27 protein-coding genes are annotated in these 21,934 nt (G+C 36.4%); 12 read left to right on the top strand and 15 right to left on the bottom strand.

Going from position 1 to position 21,934, the window contains the following annotated elements:
- Positions 1-97: 97 nt before the first annotated feature.
- The 6 genes from AC07UV_RS21975 to AC07UV_RS22000 all read right to left on the bottom strand — a co-directional run bounded on the left by AC07UV_RS21975 (position 98) and on the right by AC07UV_RS22000 (position 6,514).
- A complete protein-coding gene (locus AC07UV_RS21975; RefSeq protein WP_495185303.1) occupies positions 98-1,261 on the bottom strand; it encodes a transposase in 1,164 nt (387 codons plus the stop codon).
- A 161-nt stretch (positions 1,262-1,422) separates the two neighbouring features.
- Entirely contained in the window at positions 1,423-1,803 is a 381-nt protein-coding gene (locus AC07UV_RS21980; RefSeq protein ID WP_495185304.1) for a DUF7674 family protein, read from the bottom strand.
- Positions 1,804-1,812: 9 nt separating this feature from the next.
- Entirely contained in the window at positions 1,813-2,034 is a 222-nt protein-coding gene (locus AC07UV_RS21985) for a polymorphic toxin type 28 domain-containing protein (protein WP_495185305.1), read from the bottom strand.
- Complete coding sequence (locus tag AC07UV_RS21990) at positions 2,012-2,554, bottom strand: DUF6443 domain-containing protein (protein ID WP_495185306.1); 543 nt, start codon at positions 2,552-2,554, stop codon at positions 2,012-2,014. Before AC07UV_RS21990 ends, AC07UV_RS21985 begins: the two co-directional genes overlap by 23 nt.
- Positions 2,555-2,565: 11 nt before the next feature.
- Positions 2,566-5,745: a hypothetical protein gene (locus AC07UV_RS21995; RefSeq protein WP_495185307.1), complete on the bottom strand. Its 3,180-nt coding sequence runs from the start codon at positions 5,743-5,745 to the stop codon at positions 2,566-2,568.
- A 403-nt stretch (positions 5,746-6,148) separates the two neighbouring features.
- Positions 6,149-6,514, bottom strand: a complete 366-nt coding sequence (locus AC07UV_RS22000; protein ID WP_495185308.1) for a hypothetical protein — start codon at positions 6,512-6,514, stop codon at positions 6,149-6,151.
- A gap of 272 nt (positions 6,515-6,786) precedes the next feature.
- Between AC07UV_RS22000 and AC07UV_RS22005 the strand changes: the two genes are divergently transcribed.
- Entirely contained in the window at positions 6,787-7,335 is a 549-nt protein-coding gene (locus tag AC07UV_RS22005; RefSeq protein WP_495185309.1) for a hypothetical protein, read from the top strand.
- 24 nt (positions 7,336-7,359) lie between these two features.
- Positions 7,360-8,136, top strand: a complete 777-nt coding sequence (locus AC07UV_RS22010) for a DUF4241 domain-containing protein (protein WP_495185310.1) — start codon at positions 7,360-7,362, stop codon at positions 8,134-8,136.
- 12 nt (positions 8,137-8,148) lie between these two features.
- Here the strand turns inward: AC07UV_RS22010 and AC07UV_RS22015 are convergent, their stop codons facing one another.
- The 6 genes from AC07UV_RS22015 to AC07UV_RS22040 all read right to left on the bottom strand — a co-directional run bounded on the left by AC07UV_RS22015 (position 8,149) and on the right by AC07UV_RS22040 (position 11,378).
- The gene (locus tag AC07UV_RS22015) at positions 8,149-8,559 is read right to left on the bottom strand and encodes a hypothetical protein (protein ID WP_495185311.1); all 411 of its coding nucleotides are present in this window, start codon (positions 8,557-8,559) and stop codon (positions 8,149-8,151) included.
- Entirely contained in the window at positions 8,556-9,173 is a 618-nt protein-coding gene (locus AC07UV_RS22020) for a hypothetical protein (protein ID WP_495185312.1), read from the bottom strand. The genes AC07UV_RS22015 and AC07UV_RS22020 overlap by 4 nt, the downstream gene beginning before the upstream one ends.
- 13 nt (positions 9,174-9,186) lie before the next feature.
- Positions 9,187-9,951 (bottom strand): hypothetical protein, encoded by a 765-nt coding sequence (locus AC07UV_RS22025; RefSeq protein WP_495185313.1) that lies wholly within the window; start codon positions 9,949-9,951, stop codon positions 9,187-9,189.
- Positions 9,952-9,976: 25 nt separating this feature from the next.
- Positions 9,977-10,477 (bottom strand): hypothetical protein, encoded by a 501-nt coding sequence (locus AC07UV_RS22030; RefSeq protein ID WP_495185314.1) that lies wholly within the window; start codon positions 10,475-10,477, stop codon positions 9,977-9,979.
- Positions 10,478-10,558: 81 nt separating this feature from the next.
- Positions 10,559-10,945, bottom strand: coding sequence for a DUF7674 family protein (locus AC07UV_RS22035; protein ID WP_495185315.1), 387 nt, complete (start codon positions 10,943-10,945; stop codon positions 10,559-10,561).
- Positions 10,946-10,982: 37 nt separating this feature from the next.
- Complete coding sequence (locus AC07UV_RS22040; RefSeq protein WP_495185316.1) at positions 10,983-11,378, bottom strand: DUF6896 domain-containing protein; 396 nt, start codon at positions 11,376-11,378, stop codon at positions 10,983-10,985.
- Between the two features lie 183 nt (positions 11,379-11,561).
- Here AC07UV_RS22040 and AC07UV_RS22045 point away from each other — a divergent pair, with 183 nt between their 5' ends.
- From AC07UV_RS22045 to AC07UV_RS22075, 7 genes are all read left to right on the top strand, one after another.
- Positions 11,562-12,008: a hypothetical protein gene (locus AC07UV_RS22045; protein WP_495185317.1), complete on the top strand. Its 447-nt coding sequence runs from the start codon at positions 11,562-11,564 to the stop codon at positions 12,006-12,008.
- Positions 11,998-12,768: a tRNA(His) guanylyltransferase Thg1 family protein gene (locus tag AC07UV_RS22050; protein ID WP_495185318.1), complete on the top strand. Its 771-nt coding sequence runs from the start codon at positions 11,998-12,000 to the stop codon at positions 12,766-12,768. Before AC07UV_RS22045 ends, AC07UV_RS22050 begins: the two co-directional genes overlap by 11 nt.
- Positions 12,769-12,820: 52 nt before the next feature.
- Entirely contained in the window at positions 12,821-13,555 is a 735-nt protein-coding gene (locus AC07UV_RS22055; RefSeq protein ID WP_495185319.1) for an energy transducer TonB, read from the top strand.
- Positions 13,552-14,298, top strand: a complete 747-nt coding sequence (locus AC07UV_RS22060) for a metallophosphoesterase (protein WP_495185320.1) — start codon at positions 13,552-13,554, stop codon at positions 14,296-14,298. Before AC07UV_RS22055 ends, AC07UV_RS22060 begins: the two co-directional genes overlap by 4 nt.
- Before the next feature lie 72 nt (positions 14,299-14,370).
- Positions 14,371-14,958, top strand: coding sequence for a hypothetical protein (locus tag AC07UV_RS22065; RefSeq protein WP_495185321.1), 588 nt, complete (start codon positions 14,371-14,373; stop codon positions 14,956-14,958).
- Positions 14,945-15,433, top strand: a complete 489-nt coding sequence (locus tag AC07UV_RS22070) for a hypothetical protein (RefSeq protein ID WP_495185322.1) — start codon at positions 14,945-14,947, stop codon at positions 15,431-15,433. Before AC07UV_RS22065 ends, AC07UV_RS22070 begins: the two co-directional genes overlap by 14 nt.
- 6 nt (positions 15,434-15,439) lie before the next feature.
- A complete protein-coding gene (locus AC07UV_RS22075) occupies positions 15,440-15,850 on the top strand; it encodes a hypothetical protein (protein ID WP_495185323.1) in 411 nt (136 codons plus the stop codon).
- A gap of 98 nt (positions 15,851-15,948) precedes the next feature.
- Here the strand turns inward: AC07UV_RS22075 and AC07UV_RS22080 are convergent, their stop codons facing one another.
- Both AC07UV_RS22080 and AC07UV_RS22085 read right to left on the bottom strand, forming a co-directional pair.
- Complete coding sequence (locus AC07UV_RS22080) at positions 15,949-16,860, bottom strand: Rpn family recombination-promoting nuclease/putative transposase (RefSeq protein WP_282254640.1); 912 nt, start codon at positions 16,858-16,860, stop codon at positions 15,949-15,951.
- 346 nt (positions 16,861-17,206) lie between these two features.
- Positions 17,207-17,863: a CPBP family intramembrane glutamic endopeptidase gene (locus tag AC07UV_RS22085; RefSeq protein WP_282254641.1), complete on the bottom strand. Its 657-nt coding sequence runs from the start codon at positions 17,861-17,863 to the stop codon at positions 17,207-17,209.
- A gap of 637 nt (positions 17,864-18,500) precedes the next feature.
- Between AC07UV_RS22085 and AC07UV_RS22090 the strand changes: the two genes are divergently transcribed.
- From AC07UV_RS22090 to AC07UV_RS22100, 3 genes are all read left to right on the top strand, one after another.
- Positions 18,501-19,055, top strand: coding sequence for an SMI1/KNR4 family protein (locus AC07UV_RS22090; protein WP_282254642.1), 555 nt, complete (start codon positions 18,501-18,503; stop codon positions 19,053-19,055).
- 131 nt (positions 19,056-19,186) lie between these two features.
- The gene (locus AC07UV_RS22095) at positions 19,187-19,999 is read left to right on the top strand and encodes a tetratricopeptide repeat protein (protein WP_282254643.1); all 813 of its coding nucleotides are present in this window, start codon (positions 19,187-19,189) and stop codon (positions 19,997-19,999) included.
- Positions 20,000-20,310: 311 nt separating this feature from the next.
- Positions 20,311-21,099, top strand: a complete 789-nt coding sequence (locus AC07UV_RS22100; protein WP_282254644.1) for a DUF2711 family protein — start codon at positions 20,311-20,313, stop codon at positions 21,097-21,099.
- A 174-nt stretch (positions 21,100-21,273) separates the two neighbouring features.
- On the opposite strand, the gene AC07UV_RS22105 is transcribed toward AC07UV_RS22100, so the two are convergent.
- Positions 21,274-21,924 carry a hypothetical protein gene (locus AC07UV_RS22105; protein ID WP_495185324.1) on the bottom strand — a complete coding sequence of 217 codons (651 nt, stop codon included), beginning with the start codon at positions 21,922-21,924 and terminating at the stop codon, positions 21,274-21,276.
- Positions 21,925-21,934 lie beyond the last annotated feature (10 nt).

Raw genomic sequence — 21,934 nt, forward strand, 5'->3', positions numbered from 1 at the left:
AGCTATTTAGTTGACACTTTGTATACATATACTGGTATTTCCCCTTGTTTGCCGACAGGCAATTCAAGTTCAAGTGAATTGCTATCCTGTTTCCATTTTAATTTTTAGAACTGCCCAATAATTTGACATTTTCAATTTCGATCTTGCCTTTTGCCATATTTGCAATACTGAAACTTGAAGTATTGGGGCTCCTCACAAATACATAGATGTATTTATCTTTTGTTGTAAACCTTACATCAGATACAATTTCCTTTGGCGTCGCATCATTGACAGCATCTTTCATGGTGCCATTGTCATTTTGATTCCCTTTGGTCACCTGCTTCGGAGATGGATCCTCCCCAGCTACTTTCCACGGAAAGGTACCATAAAGTGCTTCGCCATTAACTTTCATCCAGTTACCTATTGCCCGTAGATTGTTAAGACTTTCCTGAGGCCAGGTACCATCACCCTTAGAGCCAATATTAAGCAATAGATTACCGCCTTTACTAACGACTTCTACCAAATTTCGAACCAATAATTCGGGGCTTTTCCATTCTTTATCATGTCTGTTATACCCCCAATTTTCACTCATGGTGATGCAGGCCTCCCAGTTTTTCCGTGCCTGTGATACCAAGGACTGTTCTACCACTGTATAATCTCCCAGACCATTGCCCAAACGTCTATTAATGATACATTCCGGTTGAAGGGAATGTATCAAATCGCGAATTTCGGTGCTCTGTTTCTTGGTCACCATCTCAGGAGTATCTGACCTTAAAAACATGCCATCCATCCAGACAATCAGATATACGTTGTCCAGCGGGCGGTTTTGCCAGGCGATCACATCACCCGCCACACGGTCGGTAATCCGGGAAATCGTCGATTCAGAAAGGTCAAATCCATACACATCGCGCATCATATTTTCTTTATCCGAAACACTCATGCCTTTGGCATACAGCGAAACGATCACGTTCTCCACTCCGTCAATCATGTTCTTGTGTTTAGGGACAATGATCGGATTGAATGAACCATCGCGATCTCGGGGAACCTGAATTTCCAGATCTCCCTGATCGCCACGGACCTTTTTGCTCGTATGTCCGTTGCGTGAATTACCCTGACCACTGCGTTCATGCTTTTCATAGCCAAGGTGGCCGTCCATTTCTCCTTCAAGCATTTGCGATACTGCACGTGCCTGTAACTCGCGGAAAAACGATTGCAGCTCCAAACCGTCCTTAAAACTCTTTAAGAACTCCTTGTCGTTTAATAGTGAATCCTTGTCAATCACACTCTTATAAAGTTAAGTAAATAAAAAATGCGAAGTCCTTTCCAACTCCGCATTTTTATAACTTACACACTTTATGAGACAGTGTCATAAGTTTTTTTAATACAATGACACAGTTGGTGTTACACTCCCCTTTTAATAAGAAAATCACTAAAGCTTGTAAATCAAAATTGCCTTAAAAATTTCTCTATTTCTTGACTTACTGGTTCATTATAGTATCTTTCTAAATCAGCACGAGCTCTTCCTAAGGCCCCGACTAACTTCTGTTTAAATTTAGGTGTACCTGAGAAGTCTAATTTCCCTAAAAAGCTAATAAAAATTGCATTTTGCACCTTCTCATCAACCAAAGGTAAATTTTCTACAAAAAAAACTATCATAGAATCAAATATATCTGAGTTATTCTCATCTATAGCATTCTGAATATACCGTTTAAGACGTCCCATTTGTAATGTAATAGAAAAGCTATAATCTTCATCCAGCATTTCTTCCTTCACTTCTGGGAATACTTTGATCAAATCATCAATAAATAAATCTTTATTTTTCATTACACAATATTAAAACATATTATTCATTTCTCTTCTGGCTCTATTTAAAACATCTTGAACTCGATCTTTTTCTTTTTGAAGATGCTTTCGTAAATTTTTTGCCTCTTTTAAAACATCACCTGTAAATTCATCTGTACTTATTGATTTATTGAGCTTCTGAATTTGATTCTTAATTCCAGTAAGAGCATCGGAAACTTCACCTAAGTGATTATACGGTGTTTGAGGTAGCATAGTAAGCCTGCTGATCGGTTTTCGCCGCAGGCTTGAAAGATCCATCTCCCACCTGATTTTTAACATGTGGAAGATACTTGGTACTCTCCCTGTCAAATCCGTCGTACTCGATATGCTGCACGATATCCTTATAGCTCGGGCTGGCCATCAGCTGCACCGTCTGACTCGGCCTTCCGAGCCCGTCGAAGTACTGAATGACCTGGTTTTCCTCGCCGATGGTACGCTGGGCATTCAGCGTGGCCAGCGTCACCCCGGGTGTTCGAAATGTTTTGGTCAAGATATAGTTCTGCCCTGCTGTGGGCGTGCTGACAATGTTCTGAAAGCCTGCAATGCTGATCGTGACGGTCTTGCCAGCAGGCTGCACCGGGATGTAAAAACCGTTGCTCAGCGTAATGCTCTTGAGGGCATGAATGCTGGTCTGGTTGCCATAGGTTACAAGGGAAAGGTTATCCACCAGGGCCTGTCCTTGTACAGATCCCAATGTGGCTAATGACAGTAAAGTTAAAAAGTTCTTTTTCATAACTGTTAGGCTTAATTGGGTCTATAATGATAATCAAAGGACTTGCTCACATAATTCAGATGATCAAGGATCGCCTGCAGCCGTTGCATACCGTCGTACGTATACGTCTCTTTTATTCCCCTAGGATCGGTCTTGCTGGTCATACCAACCAACGGTTTATAGGTGTAGCTGGTCACCATAGCCTTGGCCAGTCTCGGGTCGCTACGGAGCTTATCCGCAGCATTCTTGATCAGCGTCTCTATCGTTGTTTCAGTGTGCGTTGATATGTTGAGGTTATCGATCGCTGCTTGAGTAAGCACGGTGGAAACCTCTGCATAGGTCGCATTTTTTATTTCAACAACAGGGTATTGGCCTCCATAGCCCCAAAGGTAGACTGATGGGGAATTTATTAGATCCTTAAACTCTCTGGGATTTCCGTAAGTATCGTATAAAGAGATTTCCAGCAATGAATATTCATCGGCTCCGCCATTTTTTTGATAAACCTTATTTAACCTGATGTTATTGCTTCCATAGTTCTTGAACTCCAATCGTTGATCTATCTTTGAATTCAATCCTGTACTATCAGAAGATAAAACTAACTGTTCCATTCGGTGTTGGCTTTTTAGCAAGGCTGTTTCGGCTGTTTTCAGATTATCTGGGATACTAGAGGTATAATATAGCAGCTTACTCTGTACCTTGCCTTCGCTATTGGTGATCTTGATTCGAGTTGGCTTAAAATTATAGAGGTCTCCATAACTCATGATTGATTCTGTTTTGGCATTATGCGGTATATTGAAAATGGTTGTAATAACAGAATCCTGACGGAGCCATTTCGAAATCATTCGATATTCGTTGACAAAAAAAGTCGCATTTTTTTTAATTAAGCCATTTATATAAGGAGGCGAAGCATAAGCTATTACGTATCCTATTCCTCGGATAGCATCAAATGATGGTTTGGTATTAGGTGAAAAATGGTAATTCCAAAAGCTGTCTTCATTTTGAATCGAATAGGTATTTCTAAGTTCTTTTACAGCTGAAAATGTACCATTATTATCAACATAAGAGGTTTCTTTCAATAATAATCCATTTGCCCAATCCATGCTGATTACGGGAGGTAGAGGGTAAGAATATCGTCCGCCATAATCCTTATAATAAGAAAATTCGGAATCTATCCTTATTTTTTTAGAAGCATTTGATTGTACTTTAGACACAAAAGTATAACCTACATTACCGCCTTGCAAGGTGTTTAAAGGATCAATACTGTTCGAGTTTTGAATATAAAACTTATGAGGAACAAAATTGTCCGTATTGGCGACTAGAAAATACTTTTCCATCAGATAGGTATACTTCGGTTTATAATTTATTTGACCGGTAGATTTCCCGTCAATGGAATATATATAGCTTTCCACCAATGGTGTCGGATCCGAAGCGCTGGCATAACTGGTCTGGCTTTTTAACCGAAGACCTCCTGCATATCTGTTCCCTTCAAAATACTGTTTTGTTGTCACATCATAACTCAGTGTCACATTGGTATTTCTAGTGCCGATACTGGAAAACCGCATGCTATAATTCCCAGGTGTCAGAGTCAATCCAAGCGTCTGATTCTGATAGGCTGTATAATCCGCCTGGAAGCCATTGTTTCCCTCAATAGAAACAATGTAATTCTGCGGATCTTCGGGCTCGTTACCTATCCCTCCTCCAGAACTCGACCCACTTACCTGAATCTTGAGCAAAGATTGGTTAACTGTAGCTCCCGGAGGAATCGAGAAATTTATTGTTTGTGTACTTGGACTATTTAAATAATGATCAGAGTGTGATACAGTACTTGTCGTATCTTTCGTGTAGTAATCATTTGGTTCATAGACGAAATCGGTATATCCTTTGGTCGGATAAACAATTCTGGTTAAAATATTTGCCTGTAAATATATTGGATCAACATCGCGATTTGCTCCCGCTGTAAATCCAAATTCTGGTTCAATAGGCAACAAGGTAGCGTTATTCTTGCCATTGTAGTATCCCCAATGATCCTGAGAAAATGAATATCGACTTGGCAGGTTCACCTGTTCATTATACTTAAAACTGTAGGTTCCGCCTTGATGATTTTTTACACTATCCAATTTCAGCCGCATAGACTCGCCGCCAGAACCAAAATAGCTATAATAAAAGTATGTATTCTGGGCCACATCAGCTTTTTTTGTTTCTATCCTATCCAATACTTTTGTCCCTACGAGATCATTACGGTTTGCTCCATAATAGAATTTGACCTCTGCCCCATCCGAACTAATGATCCGACTGATTACCTTTGAATTGACTGTCATATCGGTATTGGTATTGATACAATCTAAACCGAAATTTTGCGTGCCCAAAGGCCTGTTTCGGCTCAATGGCTGCTGAATTCTCTGTGTATAGGTTAACGCAACATATTCAAACTGAATAGTTGATCCAGTTGGTAGAGCAATTTTAGTCAGTAACATCGTCTGACTCGGAAATGATGGCCCGGCCCCACAATTACTTTCCAGAACAGAAAATTCGGATTCGGCAAAGGTATATTTCACTCCTTTTAGGTCCGTAATGGAGATGTTATTTCCGAAGCCCGATTGTTCGATCTTAAAGCCATTAAAGGGAATGGTGTGAGGTTGGCCAAATTGGTCAAAATAAAATTTTCCGCTATAACCATTTATTGCGTACGAGTAGGTATCTGGCTGCGTGTCTATAGTCCCTTCTGCGCTCCCCATCCCCAAACGATACATAACACCTCCTTGATACTCTTCAGGTTTATAAGAAAGTACGTTTGTTAAATAGTTGTCAGGCAGCTTAAACTCTGTGGAGGCCAGTGTCGCAAAACCGTTGTTCTGGAAGTCTCCAAATCCATTTACCCCAACCGATATATTGCCGTAAGCATTTAAGGACCAGCCCAATCCAACACTGGCGGCTACTTCTTCCACTTTAATTCCACTGGCATTATAATTTATCGAAATTGGAAATTCATAATCCCGCAGTTTCAAACTTGAAATAGGAATGTTAATATTCGGCTTTCCTGTATACAGACCTACTGGTATATGGCTTACCCTATTAAATGCCATGACATCTGGACTTGAGGGCAGATATTGCTTGGGATGAACATAATTGGGTTCAGCGGACTGTCCATAAATGTTCGAAAAGGATAGTGCTAAAATTCCGAGTAATAATATTTTGATTAGTCTACTTTTCATTAATTTGCGAGTTTATAATATTATTCAATTGCTTAAGTAAAATGATTCATATTATCAATAATAGCCTTTAGCTCAGCATATCGTCATATTTGTAGTAGCTACAGTGGTCAAGGATGGCCTGCAAAAGTTGCATGCGATTGCTACAGAAATCGAGCAAGGTTAATACCTAAGTCTAATATACATTATTTATTTTGAATTAATATATTTGTTAATATTAATTTTAAAGATTATTACAAATTATTTATGACTAAGGTATCTGTTTAAATGGGGGCTGGTTACGGGAAACCGTATTAAGATACAGGAAGCTAGAAATCCGTTGAATGAGAATAAGTTCCGCAAAACAGATTTATAACGCTCTTTATTAAAACTAAGGAGACAGAGTTTCTCGAATGTTTTTATTGGGTCAAAAGTAGAAGTAAACACCTGTTTTCCTTGACCTCGCTTCTTGGAATAAATAAATCATTTTTTTTAGTAGTTTTCTGGCAACTTCGTCCTTTACATTTATAGCATTTAGGTAGTTTAAGCCCATCTCAAGCTGTCTCTCATCGGTGATCGACTCGTCCTCAAAATCATCAATGCTACATCCTAGAATTTCATTTAAGGTGGAAAAAACATTACGGTAATTTAATGTGTTAAATTGCTCCTCTGTCAAGGTCAATTCAATTAAGTCGTTATCAGTAGCCTTATTATAATCCAATAATTCTTCAGCTTCTTTATTTTTTGGAGTGACTATATAACGGTTTTTCATATGATAACTATTTCTATTCATCTAAGTTATTAAAATTGATAAGTTTACTAGATCCCCTTAGACTTTTACCAACCCCAACTCTAAATATTCATCATATCATATAAGAATCTATCTCAGATGCGATCTCAGCTAAAAGATCCTCATCAATATTTGGAGGATCTATTGCTTCAAGGCCTTTAGGATTTTCCAAAATTCTAATTGATCTCGCTTAATCATATTTTTATTAGCAATTAATAGTCCTTTTTTATATTTTTATTTTTAGTATTTAGAGAAATAACCACTCAGTTTTAACGATGAAAAGTATCACTAATTCAGTCACATCTTCTCATTATATTAAGGACTTAGCATTTGACTACTTTGAAACCTACTCTCTTCAAAGAGGAGATGCATATGAAGCTTCGTCTAAAGTGCTAAAACCGGAACTACATAATTTAAAAGTAAGAAAAGAGAAACGCAATAATCTGACCGACACCGAAGAAATTCGGTTGAAAGAACTGGACGCGCTATTAAGTGTAACCCAGTACTTATTTGATGATACAGGTCGATTTCATTTTTCTAGTCAAAGAACCAATACTTTTCAGTATGGTAATGAGGCAATCAGTCTACTAAAGAATATTTTGCTTACAAAAACAACTGATGTGTCCAATTGGATGTGTGCCCCTATTTACAGGGATGCTATCGTGTTCTATAAAAGCTCGGGCGAAATTGTATCTGCGATGAATATCTGTTTAAGTTGTGAAGTAATGGCGATAGATAGTTCCTGCCAGGTTGTCGCTGATTGCAGCACATATGAAATGCTCAGAAAGTTCTTTAAGGATATTGGTCATCCTGTAGAGTCATGAATTAAAGAAGAAGAATTATTCCATATGTACAATAGAACAATAGCAATATGTATGATGGCCGTGATGCTATTTTCATGTACTTCGAAGAACAAAGTTACAAGTAACGCTAAAAACATCCTTGGACCAACAAACGAATTTGACCTCGCAGATAGCATACCGAAAATAACCATTCAGGATATATCGCTGACATTCCCACAGCTGTTTGAAGGCAGTTTCGTGAAGGGAACAAAAGTAACGCAATTCGGCGCGGAAATTACTTTTGATAAGATAGCTGTAGGAAATCTAAAGGTATCGTCAGGCCAGATTATCGCTACCGACCCCGTTATGCTAAGCGATGCGATAGCTTTTAATGAAAAGTTTCCTGTTGGTGAGTTTCCGGTGGAATTGGCAATGGCAAATATCAACGCTAATAAGGATAGAAGGATCGCATTTGCACGAATAAAATTCTCAGATAAGCCTATCCGTAAATGGGAGTTTGCGTTATTACCGGGACAGACTCCAATTCCCATCAAATCCAAAGAAATATATGGATATGGAGTAGATGCAGGAATAGGTCTTTTCGTTGATCAGGAAGCAAAGAATAGTCTGAACACGCTGCTCGACAAAAACTGGGACAATATATTCTCCGAAAAACTCAAGGATTATTTAAATTACAGTTTTCAGAATCAAAATGCCGTCTTTTTCTCCACGGGCTATGGAGATGGTTTTTATGCTACTTACATCGGAAGGGACAGTGAGGGTAAAATTTGTCAGCTATTGACTGACTTTGATATTGTACTGTGGCGGAATGTTGCAAGGTAGCATTCATACCTGTCAAGAATCTTCAAAACTTCTAACCTCATCTTTACTAAGCCATCGAAAGGTGGCTGGCTCATCTGATAGTACCTCAATTGCATTGTCTAAATTGTAAATAACAAAATGTTCGATATTTTTCCTTTCTAAAATGTCATAACTTCCCTCAATGATTGAGTTTAAATAACTCGAAGAAGTGGATCGGGCAAAACCTCTAAAATCTGCATTATCGTTAACCATTTTCATTAAGGCCAAGTCTACTGTGACTTTATAGGAAAGAAAATACTCAAATTTTATCTCAACTATTTGTGTATGGTCAACCAAACTCTTCAACAGGATAGTTATCTCATAATACTCCACATTCATTTTATAAAAAAATAGATCTTGTGGCAGGGGTAAATCAATGTCCCAATTTTCGTATTTATCTATCATTTCCAGAAATAACTTAAGTAATTATTTATCTTATTTCGGTTTCTCAAATCGATTAATTCCATCCTATTCCAATCGACCAAAATCATTTCACATTCTTCACCTAAACTATATAAAACTGACTTGATCAATTCAAATTTTTCTACCGAAATTTCCGCTAATGAAACTAGCGTGCTAATCGAAATCCAAATGTGTTTGACGAACTCCCCTTCTGTTTCAAAGAAAAGAGTGAAGTTTGAGAAACCATACGCTTTAGTCTGTCCTGTTGTGCAGTCAATAATTTTATCGCAATTATAATCTATGTGCGTTGCTCTTTCAAATCCAAAACCTTTTAATAGCCACGTTAAATACTCTTCTCGGATTTCTTTTGAAATGGTGGTTATAGGCATTTCTCCATGTTCAAATATTTCAGTAAATCCAAAATCCGTTCGTGACGCTTCAGACAGTGGTTCTATTTCTGCGATCGATTTTAATACATATGCTGTATTTTCTAATGGAACAATTACAACTTGACAATAATCGTCTTCCCAGAGAAGTGGTAAATAGCCGTCTGCCTCAAGGTTCCTTCTTGCTGTTGTCTTTCGTTTAAATATTTTGAAAAAGTCTAATAATTTCATTCAAGCGCATTTGTTAATTATTTTCATATTTGATATTATCAATCATAAACTCTTTTAATTGCGTTAAAAATGAAAGTCTCTTGGCCATTTCCCTATTGTCAAACCGAAAATAAGCAATTTCAAATGTTTTAAGTTTTGCTAGGTTTTCGATTCCTGATAAATCGTCAAGGCTTACTTTTTTGTTACTTTCTGTTGTTGATGCAAAGAGCGATAAGTGTTCAAGGTTTTCGAACTTATCAATCCCATTCAAACTTTTAAGATTTGATGTATAAGTTAACGAAAGGTTTTTAATTCTAGATTTTGTAGCGTTTGGCAAGAAATTGAAGTCTGCTACTTTGTTTAGACTTAAAAGACAAAGCGTGTTCAAATTCGTTAGCTCGTCTAAGCGGTTAAATGAAAAGTCAGCTTTTTTGACATGTGAAATTAATAAATGTGTCAAATTTGGAAACAATGAAATTAAATCCAGATCATTTTGTTTGATGTTCCAAATATGTAAATGGCTAACATTTATTAAATTATCCTTATACTTTTTTAATGCATCAAGATTTTTACTATCAATCTTATAGTTATTGATGGTGATAAACTTCAGACTGTCATAGAACCTGATATTTTCCAATGTTTCAGTCGATGGTAAAACATACAGAATTTCAGATCTGAAATCTGTTCCGCAAATTGTTTTTGAATAATTGGAATCATCAGATTGAACAAAATTTTCATTCTTTTGTTGAAACAGAAATCTCTGGAAATCTTGTATATTTTTTATTTCATTTAATTCCATAGGTGCTGGTTAGCGTTATGTTTATTTATCCAATAATTATGTCAATCGAAGGTTTATCAAAGTTTAATGCTTTCAAAATTTTTATTGCTTTTGCCTTATCTTCAATTAAAGCCTTCTCATACTCAAATACAAGTCCGGTGGTAAATAATCTCTGGTCACCTGTAAGTCCGTCAAAACTTATACATTTCTCTGGTATTTCATAGTCAACCCACTGTCCTCTAACAAATCGTTGTAGATGTCCAAAAACAGGCTTTCCGACTTCCCTACCTTTTATCCTTGTTGGAATAATAAAGTCCTGTTGACAATGTATAGGTTGGTCTGCAATTATTATCCAATCCTCTTCATTAATAGCATACTCTTCAATGCAACATTCACTCGCGTCTTCCATAGTGCAAAAGAAGTGATCCCAATCTGCAGAACTGTCCTGTAAGCTGTAATATCCAAAAAGATAAACTCCGCCTTTTGCCTGGCAAAGCATAAGTTTTTTTGTTTTGCCGTCTATGTCTTTAAATACTACTTTTCTCATTATATTTTTAAAAGTGAATGTCTTACTATGGGAAAAAGTAATTCTACCAGATATTTTTTTGGTTCGTTTGTTACAATATAATTACCTGTAATATTTTGACCAGGCTTCAAAATAAGGCTGTAACTTCTCGCTCAGATTCATCTTGACCCATTCCCAATCAACTCCCTCCTCCGTGTATAATATTTCGAGGATACCGACATGTACGATATTGATGATTTCACAGTTGTGGCTTTGCCCAATATAATTGATATAATCAAAGGAACTTTCAACAAAAGAGCTTGTGCGATCAGCTATGATCTGGCCACCAAGATATACCGTAAATTCGTTCATAAACAGATATGTTGATCGATCTGAGAAAAAACTATTCTCTCCCATATCAACAACTTCCTTATACTCCGGTACTTTATCAAATAAAATACCTGTTAATGTATCAAAAATAAAAATATCTATTTCTTCTAATGGCTTCATGTGGAGCTTTAAATATAAGTAAACATATGAATTTGCTTTAAACCTGGTATATCTCCCAAACTACACCACCCAATACCAATTTGACAAGAGTCCCATCTTCAACCAACGGATGTAGCAGCTCATGCAATTCCGATTCCTCTAATTTATCTATTCCATATGCTTTACTGGTCAAAATAAATTCCCTCATTTCCCATGTCGAAAACTTAATGGGGTATTCATTGGTAGGCATAAAATCAAATTCACATACAATAGCGTCTTTCTCTAAACGGCAGCCCGCACCATGAAACTGGTAATTGAATCCACCAATATGTCCCGAACGATTCCGGTTGCTCCTTTGTTCAAATTCATCCATATTTGGAGAGAACTGATATCTGAAGTCATCTATGAAAGCGACATAATCATTCAATACTTTCCTTATAACTAGATTAACCATATTGTTTCAAGATACAAAATAGTCATGGAAATTATAGCTACGGAGTTATATATTTTGTCTATTTAAAACCTCTTTTGTAAATTCAGCAAGTAGTTAGCCAAATCCCATATAAAGTTAAGAGATGGCCTTTAAAAAAGACTATTATTTGATGCTTCAATATGGGAGAGATTTATTTTTTATGAGATGGAAATGATCATTTATTGTGGGATCCAGGCTAGCGGAAAGAGCTCTTTCTACAAAGAAAATCACTTTAATAGCCATGTTCGGATTTCGATGGATCTCCTGAATACACGCAATAAGGAAAGTCGGTTCATCAAAACGTGTTTGGAAACACAGCAAGCCTTTGTAGTAGATAATACAAATCCAACAAAGGTAGAACGGACAAAGTATATTGAAATAGCTAAAGCTTATAAATACAAAGTTATCGGCTACTATTTTAGCTCTAGCCTGGAGTCCTCGCTGGAAAGAAATAGCATGAGGATAAATAAAGAAAGAATTCCTGATATCGGCATCCGGGGAACGCATAAGAAGTTACAGATACCTGCTCTTGAGGAGGGTTTTCACGAATTATATTATGTGACATTACATGCAGAAGGATTTATAATTAAAGACTGGCAAAATGAAGTTTGATGATTTAGATAAGAAATTACGTATTTATGAGACTTATCAGGACAGGCAAGTCTTACCTGGGATGTATATCGTAGCACGGATAGATGGTCGGAATTTTACGAAACTGACAAAAGAAAAACATGCTTTCCAGGCACCATTTGATGAGAAGTTTAGGGATATGATGGTCGAAACCGCCAAGCACCTCATGTGCTGCGGGTTTAATATGATATATGGGTTTACAGAAAGTGATGAAATCTCTTTGCTATTCCACTTGCATGAGAATACATTCGGGCGAAAAACCAGAAAATTGATTTCTATATTGGCAGGTGAAGCAAGTGCCAAATTCTCATCTATGCTGGGTGATGTCGCTGCTTTCGATTGTAGAATCTCCGAATTGCCAAATGCGCTACTTGTGGAGGACTATTTCAGATGGCGGAATGAAGATGCTCACCGGAATGCATTAAATGCACATTGTTACTGGAATCTAAGGCGAGATGGACTTAATAAAAATGAAGCTACCAAACAAATTGAAGGTCTCAATGTTTCGATGAAGAACGAATTGCTACATACCTTTGGTATAAATTTCAACGACCTGCCTAACTGGCAAAAAAGAGGGATCGGGATATACTGGGAAAATGTAAAATCAACAGGTGTCAATCCACTTTCGAATGAAACAGTTGAGGTGGTCCGTAGACAATTGACCGTGGACATGGAGCTGCCCATGGGAGACGCTTATAATCGTTATATCGCTGAGCTGATTCAAAAGAATGAAACGCTATGACGGGGAATATAGCTATTTAAATAACAGGAGGGGATTATCAATTACTCATAGGATGAAAATTTTCTGGGTCCATAAGTTATCATTTATATGTATTTTATCAATAGGCCTGTTATCTCAGGCTGTCTGCCAATCCCCTATTTTGGACTCCATACGTAATAACTTAGTTTTAATCAATCATGAAGCATTGATTGACTTCTTGCACGCTGATCCAAAGACAGCATTTGTCATAGACGGGATCGGCTATCCAATCAATCACGGAGATAAACTCAATAAAAAATTGGCTGCCATAGAAAGCCAGATTGTTTCTTTTGATTATATAAAAAATGAAGGACAAATCGGTTGTAATCCAAATGATATCCTTGTTATCTGCACAAAGGATTACTTTAAAAAGCAACAAGAAAAATCGAAAATAGTACAGCAGGACACAATCACGGATTCTCTTCCAGAAATGAACGAGGTATTTCCTGAGCCCCCCGATGGCCCAGTTGGGTTCAAAAATTGGGTTATTAGTAATTATAAAGTGCCAACGGCTGCCAAGAAGGCAAAAGTAAACGGTAAACTGATCATCAATTTTACGGTTGGAGAAGATGGTAAGCTCAGTAATTTCCGGATAGCCAAAGATATTGGTTATCAAACTGGTGAAGCGTTAATAGAATTGATCAAGAGATCCAGTCCCTGGAAACCGGGGTATCAAAATGGACGTGCTGTAAAATGTGGATACACCTACCCGCTATCTTTTAGTAATGGTGATTTAAAATTAGAATCTGAGACAAAAAGACAAAGATGAAAATTCATATCGTTAGCGACCTGCATAGAGAATTTGGATACAATGATTTCGACCTGAGCGTAGCAGATGTGCTTGTACTGGCGGGAGATACTGATTTAGGAGTAAAAGGGATCAGCTGGCTCATATCACTTTCATTGGATATACCGATCATTTATGTGCTGGGCAATCATGAGTATTATAAAGGAACCTATCCGAAAACACTAATTAAGATCAAGGACGCTGCAAGCAATTCCAATATCCATGTGTTGGAAAATGAATCTTTGGAGATTGATAATGTCTGTTTCCACGGTTGTACATTATGGACTGATTTTTCCTTAAAGGGCAATCCTGCAGTATATGGATCGCTATGCCAAAGCCATATGAATGATTATAAGAAGATCAGACTAGGTGACAATTATGCCAAATTGAGAAGTATTGATACGTTTAAGATCCATCAAACTTCCAGACAATGGCTCGAGAAAAGTCTTAGCACCAGCCAAGCGAAACATAATATCGTAGTAACACACCATGCGCCAAGTATAAGATCCCTTCCTAAGAGATATTTAGACGATCCCATTAGCTCCGCATACGCCTCGGATATGGAAGAATTTATCTTAAAGCATCAACCCTCCTACTGGATCCATGGTCATATACATGATCCAGCACGCTATACAATAGGTGACACCGAAATCATTTGCAACCCGCATGGTTATATTAATGAAGCTTATAACGGATTTAATAACAGTCTTATTATTGAGATATAAATCACCTTCCTAAATCAATAACTTCTTGTAGTCTTCAGCCGGATTTTGTAGATTCAAAGCATAAGCCATAGCATGAAACAGATCATAAAATTATTCCACATTTCTACCCTTACGATCCTCGTTGTTGGGTGCAAAGATCCATCTCGCACAAAGACAATGGATTTTGGTCTATTTACCATTGATGTCCCTTATAAATGGCAGCAGGTCACACAAAACGGAATAGACAGTTATGTAGGCGCTATTGCTGTAGATAAAACAGATACGCTTTACTTTGATCTGGGCATGTATTCAAATAGTTTGACAGAGCATAACATAGAGGTCATTACGAGACAAATGATGGAGGAAAGCGCAACAGACTCTTCGGACTATATTATTGTAAAAGATATGCCGATACTGGATTTTGATCTCGATGCCGATATGTACAGAAAACAAAATGTATCCTGGGATACCATCGATAACAGAAGAGCCAAAATCGTATTTCCTAGGATATCCGGGAAAGGTACGACTGGGATATACATCGGCAGCCTATGGGGAGATTCTCCAAAAGTCCGATTTAATCTTTACGGAGCAAACCTAAAAGCGCAAACAGAAGAGGATCTTCTCAAAGCGATAAAAACATTGAAATTCTACAAACGTAATATAGATAATGAAGAGAATTAACGCTCCCCTATTTTTGCATCTCTGTTTTATGGCTTTGACATTTTATGCATTATTAACAGACGGTGATTGGCTGAGGTATTTTACGGAGAGTTTAGATTTTAACTTGATTATTTTTGGATTGCAAGTTGCCGGACTTATTTATGCAGGATACTTACAGTCGCAAAGAAATAGAAAGGTAATCTCAATATTCTGGCCAGCATTGATTGGGTTGATCATACTTGTATCGTGTGTACTCATCACGGGAAATTATCAGTTTAATAAAAATATCGGAATTACAATCGTGTGGATTATCTTAGAAGCTTATTATATATGCTATGAAATTTTAATCGATGATCTTATTGAGAAAATACCTTTTTTATTAAATCTCAACTACGGTTTCCAAGCTCAATGCATTTATGTTATTCTTTCCGGCGTATTTCCATTGATTGGCTATACTGGCTTTAAATTGAAGAGAGTACTTTCAACACCTAAATAGGAATCTATGGAAGATAATTGCGATAAATATGGATTTTCATGTACTATGGGACCAAAGTTAAGGGAACTAGTGCAAATCCAACTTGTTGATGAACTAAATAGTTTATTGGGCATGAGCATCAAATTTGATTTCGACTGGTCGAAATCCTGTATCGAGGGACATAATGGAATGTTTCTGGATGGTAGTCCGGAAAATTATTCAGGTATTATATTGATCGACAAACAAGCATCAATTAAAGCAGATGGTTGGATGGACTTTATTCAGGAAGGAGATTTCTTCCTGGCTTATTGGGATCAAATAACAGTTTGGCATAATAATAAGGAGCTATTCTCAAAAGATTTTGAGATCTCTCACTTTGCCTTTGATTTAGTTCCTGAGGAATTGCACTGGCATCTGAAAGAGGTCAGAAAACACTAAAGAAATGGAAAACTTAAACGAAAAAGTTTGGTATGCATGTTATGACTCCAACCTACTGCAAGATAGATTTCATTTATAGACATGCCGGCCCTGATGTACTAGAGCTTTTCGACCTCTTCGACAGAAAGTCCTGTGCCCCTAGCAATATCAGCTATAGGCAGCCCCATTTCCTTAAATGCTCTAGCAGTCTCAAGAGCTTTTTTACGCTCTCCTTCCGCTAGACCTTTAGCGTGACCTAAAGCTTCTCCGGATTTCTTGGCCGAATTGAATACGCTCTCAGCATCACGCTTATGTTTTAAACTTGCCTCGTATGACATTAGTTCCTCCTCCGTTAATTTACCTATCTCTCCTATCTCAAAGATAAGACCAAATATTCTTTTATCCAAAAATGTTGGCAATCTATCCATGGTACTCAAGTGTTTAAGTAAGTACAACCACTGATCCATAACTGTCTTTAGTTGCTCTGGCTGTTTATTGAACAATGGAAGCGAAATCATCTTGTACCCCAATTTATCATAAAATATTTCTTTGGTCAATTTGTCACAAAGCGCGACATCATAAAAATAAGGACGCTCTGTGACACGGGATACACCAGAACTTCCATTTCCATCCATGTTAAACTCCAGAATACCGATAAAGTAAACTTCCGGCAGGTAATAATCACTGCCCTTCTTTCCTCGCGCTAATTGCTTATTGATGAGACGCGAGGTATAATACACGGCGCGATCTTTAAAAAACTCCTGGAAGAGCTGCTGCATCTCGATGATGAAAACCTCGCCATCGCTGCTCATACAATGTAAATCAAATACAACGCGACGCATTTCTTCATAATCGCCATCATGCTCTACAGGCTTGTATCTCAGATCTGAAATTATCTTCTCTCCCTGAAACAAGCTATTGAGAAATTCAATTAGTAAGACTTTGTTCTCCTCTCTACCGAAGTAAAATTTCCAACCGAAATCGGTACGCGGATCTACATACTTACCAAGGTGTTTTTTTGATCTTGCCATAATTTTTATCAATTGGTTATCAGTCAAATATACAACAATAAATCAAAAAACTAAAATAATTAGCAGAATAAATATTAGGGGAAATCAATAATTGGGTTTCATGTGTCTAACTAATAACTAGAAAGATTACAATCAATTTCGGACATGCTTATTCATAATATTCGATTTTTCTTTTTATTAAAAGTCCACCTTCAAATTCGTCCTTAAGATTTCTTTTAATCATTTGTTTTTGTTCAATCCAATTTCCGTAATTATCGTATGAGCCTGTTTTATTTTTTTTGATTACATTATTCCGAATTACAGTTTTAAATCTACGTGGTCATGATAGCTCTTTAACACGAATAGATCAATACGTGATAGCTCCAAATGCACCTTTATAAATAAGGATAAGTGTAACAGTGTCAAATAACGCATGGGAAATTATAGGAATCCAAAGGTTGCCAAACTTCTTAGATAAAATAGCCCAATACATCCCTCCCATAAATGCCGCTATAACTGCGAAGATGTCTTGCTGCACATGGTAAATACCAAAAAGTAAACTTGTTAAAAGCATACTGATTAAAGGATTGAAACCTTTAAAAATCCTCTTCTCAAACACGCTTTGTATATAGCCACGAAATACGATCTCTTCATAAAATCCGCCAATAACGATAGCTGCGAATACCGTCATTATCAGCATAGTCATATTGCTTTTGATAAAATTATATTCCGTATAATCTGAAACTTCAAAAAAGTATTTAATACTTGGAATATATACGAATTGCATAAAAGCAACCCAGGTTAATCCTGTAAAAACTCCTAAGATAATTGCTCTTGAAGTAAATTTTCCCTTTATAAGCCCAATATCCCTAAAGGTCTTTCCTTCTTTTCTTAGCATCAGGAAAATTGCTCCAAAACAAACAAGAGCATAAGAATAAAAAGGTAATGGTACAAAGTGCGGAAATATAACAAGAAATACAACAAATCCTAGTTTTCCAATTGCTGAAACTATCTTTTTCTCCATAAGCTGGTAAAATGAAATGTTTTATTTAATGTGCAGATTTTTGAACAGTTACCAATTTTGATAAAATAAAGTTATACAATTTATGGGCTATTTGTATTTTTGCTGGCTTTTGAAATTGTCTTTTGCATGACTAAGTTCTTTATATTCACTTTTTCCAAAGAGATAATATGATTTCCTTATTGATTGAAATCATATTTTAACAAACTTGTTGGACAGAAATGAAGACCTATCAATTTCATTTTAATAACAGTAGCCCCTCCCCCTGCTTTTCTCTTTTGTTTTTTTCCCACATTGCTTTGTATTACATTAACGATCATCATTCTTCCTATGGTTACTGATCATCTCATTCCCGTTTATGTTAATATCGCTGAACAGTTTTTTAAGGTTATATGTTCCCGTCAGTATGTAATCTCACGGTAGCTAGGGTGAGATTACACAAATCAAATATTTTTTAACGAATTTTAAACCAAACCCAGCGAATTGTAAACTGCTTGTTTTGCAATGCCCAATATTTTTACATTTGAAAAATTGGAATAAAGTTCGCCAACACATCTTAAAATGGTATATATACGAAAGTTTATCGCATATAAATTAAGTTAGCAAGTAATGCTACAGAACTGAAATACAGACTACACGAATGGACGAAATAATTCAAAAATTAGACAACTATTTATCGACATTAAGACCTGAATTTTATCGACAGCTTAATGAGCCTTTGGACAATTCTCAATTAAACAAATTAGAAGAATATTATAAGATTAAAATACCAAAGGATTTACGAATACTATACAAATGGAAGAACGGACAACAACCGAACTGTTATGAACCTTTTGTAAACAATTCTTGTTTTATTCCTTTGCATCAAGCACTTTATGACGCTTCCGAACTTACACCAATGATTGGGTTTGATTTCGAAATCGAAAATTGGTGGAACGAAAACTGGATACCAATTTTTCAAAATGGAGGTGGCGACAGTATTTGCTTCGACTTGAAAGGAATTTTCACTGAACAAAAAGGACAATTAATAGAATTTTGGCACGCCGACAACGACCGAAATGTAATTGCACCGACACTTGAGATGTTTTTTGGAAAAATAATCGACTTTTATGAAACCAAACAAATGGAAGAATTTGACGAATATTTTAAAGTTGAAAAAATTGACAATTATCCCCAAAAATTTATATTGAAATAACCAGAAAAAGATCTCACCAATAATACAAAGCAATGTTACTTAAGATTTTATAAACTCTGTAATCAATTGTATTTCAATACCAAAATTTACATACTATATTAGTAAGCGTCCTATATTCAATAAATAAAAAAATGAAATTACTTTCCTTGCTCCTATCTTTACTCGTGTTTTCATCTGGTTGCAGTCAGACCAAACAGGAAATCACTATAGAAAAATATCTAAAGAACGGTGCTTACAGATATCATTATACCTTACAGGGATGGGAAGATAATATTAACAAAGGAATTCAAAAGGATTCGACAATTGCTATATTATGGCAAAGTAAGGCTCTTCCTTATTGGAAAATGAAGAAATATGATCTGGCATTACAATGCTATAATAAAGCCGTTATCTATGACCGTGAAAGCTATCTTGGAAGAAGAGGTTATTTAAAATGTATCTTTCAAAAAGACTATAAAAGCGCTATTGTGGATATGGAAACGGCCGAAAAAGAGTTTGGGTACGGTTATCAAAACGATCATTCTTATCAGTTTTACATTTCACTGTGTCGCTTGCAACAGAACGATTTTGCTAAAGCGGAGCAAATTTTGGAAAGAGACTTCGAAAAAACTATAAAAGAGCGCGGAGAGAATTGGATCCACTTTTTGGAATTATTTTATATGGGAATCATCCAATATGAATTAAGGGATTATGACAAGGCTATTTTATATTTTGACAAATCTATGGCTGACTATTCCAATTTTTCTGACGCCAAATATTACAAGGGACTATGTCTATTACAAAAAAAAGATATCGTCAATGCAGAAACGATAATGAGAGAAGCCAAAACAAATTTTGAACAGGGATTTACGATAACGGAAGATGATTCATTTTATGAACCATATCCATATCAGGTAAATTGGCATATGGCAAAATGGACCATACCAAATTACGTAGAGGATTAACTGTGTGACTTATAAAGATCCTTTCAATACATTGAAATAGATGAGTATTATATTCTGAAATTTCGTGGATATCTATAATCGTAATAATCATTTGTGACAATGCCAAGTGAACTCCTCTTATTTTTTACGATCTATATCCTATAAATTGACAACTGTATCCACACGACATCACTTCTCATCATTGAATTGTTCGTAATTCTTCTGCGCATATTTCGTTCGAAGTTGTGACGCCTATTTCCAATTTTCAGATCTCTCCGAAATTACATATATTGGATTTGAAATAAAGGCTATTCATATTTAATCAATATCTTATGGGAAACATATTTGACGATGAAAAGTTATACCCCTACCAAGGGGCAATAAAAGAGCATTTCAAAGACCATTATGACGCCGTTTTCATCGCATTGCTCCCCTTCTTTCAACTTGACAGAGAGGAAACTGATAAAACTAATCTAAAAAAGTCTAAGCTACTATCTCATGAAGAAGCGTTGAAGAAAATTGATTTTTTAAAAAACCTTCCCGAGGCGAATAGGGATATCTATAGTTACGACAATGAACGATATCCTGCCGATGAAGAAATTTTTAGGGGAGCTAAAGCAATACCTTGGAAAAATATCGTGAATGGCTCAACCCTGACGTGCTATGCGGAACTTAATACAGCTCTAAGGACTTCAATAGGTGCGCTAAACCGAAATTTTACTAGACCGGAGCTCATGGAGCAGCTTAACAATTATACAGACAGCGAAAGTATCTACCACCCGACTGAAGGGTCGTTTGGTATGCTTTCAAAGATAACTATCCATAAAGCTTTCAAACTCATGGGAAAGAATCAGATCATGATAACGGACGAGTTTTATGAAAATACCACAACTGTGGATCTTGATCAATTAACCGAATATGAATTCTGCGATGAGATTGGCGGTAAAGATTATTACCTATACTCGGCTGATAAAGAAGCTCTGTTTACCATTGAGTGGGATAGCTTCTTCTTTTTAATTGCAACTGATCAAAATAAAATAGACCAGCTTATCGCAAGCAATTTGTTTGAAGGTTTTCTCTGTAATGACGATACAGATCATTATTGGGAATACACCACTTAGATATAAAATAAAGTTATAATCCGAAAAAAGGTCTATGCCTGCCCTATCGTTTGATATTCATTCTTGAGTATATAGCTCAAAACCTTTACAATATCAACTAATGTCCTGAATTTGTTATCAGCCAGTTCAAGCTGTCGATCAGCAAACCTGATGCAAGATCTATTTCCATAATAATTATTCTTCTCGCCATTCAATCCCGGGATACATTCCTCCTGCTAATAAGTAAAATTGCAGTATTTCTAAACCATCTTTATTATCAACAAGCAATGCCGTAGGGTACTCATCCCTTTGTCCATTTGTCAACATAAAGTCTTTCATTTCAATAGTTGTCCCTTTTGGATTATGCGTAGTGCAACCTGCATCGCCATTGAATCGGAGATATATTGCAAATGAATGAGTTGAATTTCTCAATAATATAATTGTAGTTTCATCATGTCCGCTAAGGGTATATTCAACAACTGTGGTTTCATTAAACTGTGCAACCACAGTTTTCAATTCTGCCAACTTAGTAACGATAAACTCCTTTCCATTGGCAACCAAGCTTAGCGCTGTAGGATTTGAGTGAACTTCAATTCCATTGAAGACACTTGAAACATTTTCCATTTGTAATACAAAATTTTGGACAGCAATTTTTTCGTCCTCATTGTCAGTGATGCCACTTATTGAAATCGCATGGTCTGCTGTAGCAGAAACACTCAGATTACAAATATGAAATGAGCCCGAAATCTTATCGCTGATTTCTCGTGCTTGAAGAAAAGCCTGTCTGGATTTTATAATTTTTTCCTTAAGTTCATCAGGTAAATGGTCGAATTCTGTTGTATCCATAGTGTCAATA

The sequence above is a fragment of the Sphingobacterium sp. GW821-FHT03E03 genome, assembly GCF_059420745.1.

Excerpts from the sequence above, each read along its gene's own strand:
- AC07UV_RS21980 (WP_495185304.1), bottom strand. The coding sequence starts at position 1,803 with ATGAAAAATAAAGATTTATTTATTGATGATTTGATCAAAGTATTCCCA.
- AC07UV_RS21985 (WP_495185305.1), bottom strand. The coding sequence starts at position 2,034 with ATGCTACCTCAAACACCGTATAATCACTTAGGTGAAGTTTCCGATGCT.
- AC07UV_RS21990 (WP_495185306.1), bottom strand. The coding sequence starts at position 2,554 with ATGAAAAAGAACTTTTTAACTTTACTGTCATTAGCCACATTGGGATCT.
- AC07UV_RS21995 (WP_495185307.1), bottom strand. The coding sequence starts at position 5,745 with ATGAAAAGTAGACTAATCAAAATATTATTACTCGGAATTTTAGCACTA.
- AC07UV_RS22000 (WP_495185308.1), bottom strand. The coding sequence starts at position 6,514 with ATGAATAGAAATAGTTATCATATGAAAAACCGTTATATAGTCACTCCA.
- AC07UV_RS22005 (WP_495185309.1), top strand. The coding sequence starts at position 6,787 with ATGAAAAGTATCACTAATTCAGTCACATCTTCTCATTATATTAAGGAC.
- AC07UV_RS22010 (WP_495185310.1), top strand. The coding sequence starts at position 7,360 with ATGTACAATAGAACAATAGCAATATGTATGATGGCCGTGATGCTATTT.
- AC07UV_RS22015 (WP_495185311.1), bottom strand. The coding sequence starts at position 8,559 with ATGATAGATAAATACGAAAATTGGGACATTGATTTACCCCTGCCACAA.
- AC07UV_RS22020 (WP_495185312.1), bottom strand. The coding sequence starts at position 9,173 with ATGAAATTATTAGACTTTTTCAAAATATTTAAACGAAAGACAACAGCA.
- AC07UV_RS22025 (WP_495185313.1), bottom strand. The coding sequence starts at position 9,951 with ATGGAATTAAATGAAATAAAAAATATACAAGATTTCCAGAGATTTCTG.
- AC07UV_RS22030 (WP_495185314.1), bottom strand. The coding sequence starts at position 10,477 with ATGAGAAAAGTAGTATTTAAAGACATAGACGGCAAAACAAAAAAACTT.
- AC07UV_RS22035 (WP_495185315.1), bottom strand. The coding sequence starts at position 10,945 with ATGAAGCCATTAGAAGAAATAGATATTTTTATTTTTGATACATTAACA.
- AC07UV_RS22040 (WP_495185316.1), bottom strand. The coding sequence starts at position 11,378 with ATGGTTAATCTAGTTATAAGGAAAGTATTGAATGATTATGTCGCTTTC.
- AC07UV_RS22045 (WP_495185317.1), top strand. The coding sequence starts at position 11,562 with ATGGAAATGATCATTTATTGTGGGATCCAGGCTAGCGGAAAGAGCTCT.
- AC07UV_RS22050 (WP_495185318.1), top strand. The coding sequence starts at position 11,998 with ATGAAGTTTGATGATTTAGATAAGAAATTACGTATTTATGAGACTTAT.
- AC07UV_RS22055 (WP_495185319.1), top strand. The coding sequence starts at position 12,821 with ATGAAAATTTTCTGGGTCCATAAGTTATCATTTATATGTATTTTATCA.
- AC07UV_RS22060 (WP_495185320.1), top strand. The coding sequence starts at position 13,552 with ATGAAAATTCATATCGTTAGCGACCTGCATAGAGAATTTGGATACAAT.
- AC07UV_RS22065 (WP_495185321.1), top strand. The coding sequence starts at position 14,371 with ATGAAACAGATCATAAAATTATTCCACATTTCTACCCTTACGATCCTC.
- AC07UV_RS22070 (WP_495185322.1), top strand. The coding sequence starts at position 14,945 with ATGAAGAGAATTAACGCTCCCCTATTTTTGCATCTCTGTTTTATGGCT.
- AC07UV_RS22075 (WP_495185323.1), top strand. The coding sequence starts at position 15,440 with ATGGAAGATAATTGCGATAAATATGGATTTTCATGTACTATGGGACCA.
- AC07UV_RS22080 (WP_282254640.1), bottom strand. The coding sequence starts at position 16,860 with ATGGCAAGATCAAAAAAACACCTTGGTAAGTATGTAGATCCGCGTACC.
- AC07UV_RS22085 (WP_282254641.1), bottom strand. The coding sequence starts at position 17,863 with ATGGAGAAAAAGATAGTTTCAGCAATTGGAAAACTAGGATTTGTTGTA.
- AC07UV_RS22090 (WP_282254642.1), top strand. The coding sequence starts at position 18,501 with ATGGACGAAATAATTCAAAAATTAGACAACTATTTATCGACATTAAGA.
- AC07UV_RS22095 (WP_282254643.1), top strand. The coding sequence starts at position 19,187 with ATGAAATTACTTTCCTTGCTCCTATCTTTACTCGTGTTTTCATCTGGT.
- AC07UV_RS22100 (WP_282254644.1), top strand. The coding sequence starts at position 20,311 with ATGGGAAACATATTTGACGATGAAAAGTTATACCCCTACCAAGGGGCA.
- AC07UV_RS22105 (WP_495185324.1), bottom strand. The coding sequence starts at position 21,924 with ATGGATACAACAGAATTCGACCATTTACCTGATGAACTTAAGGAAAAA.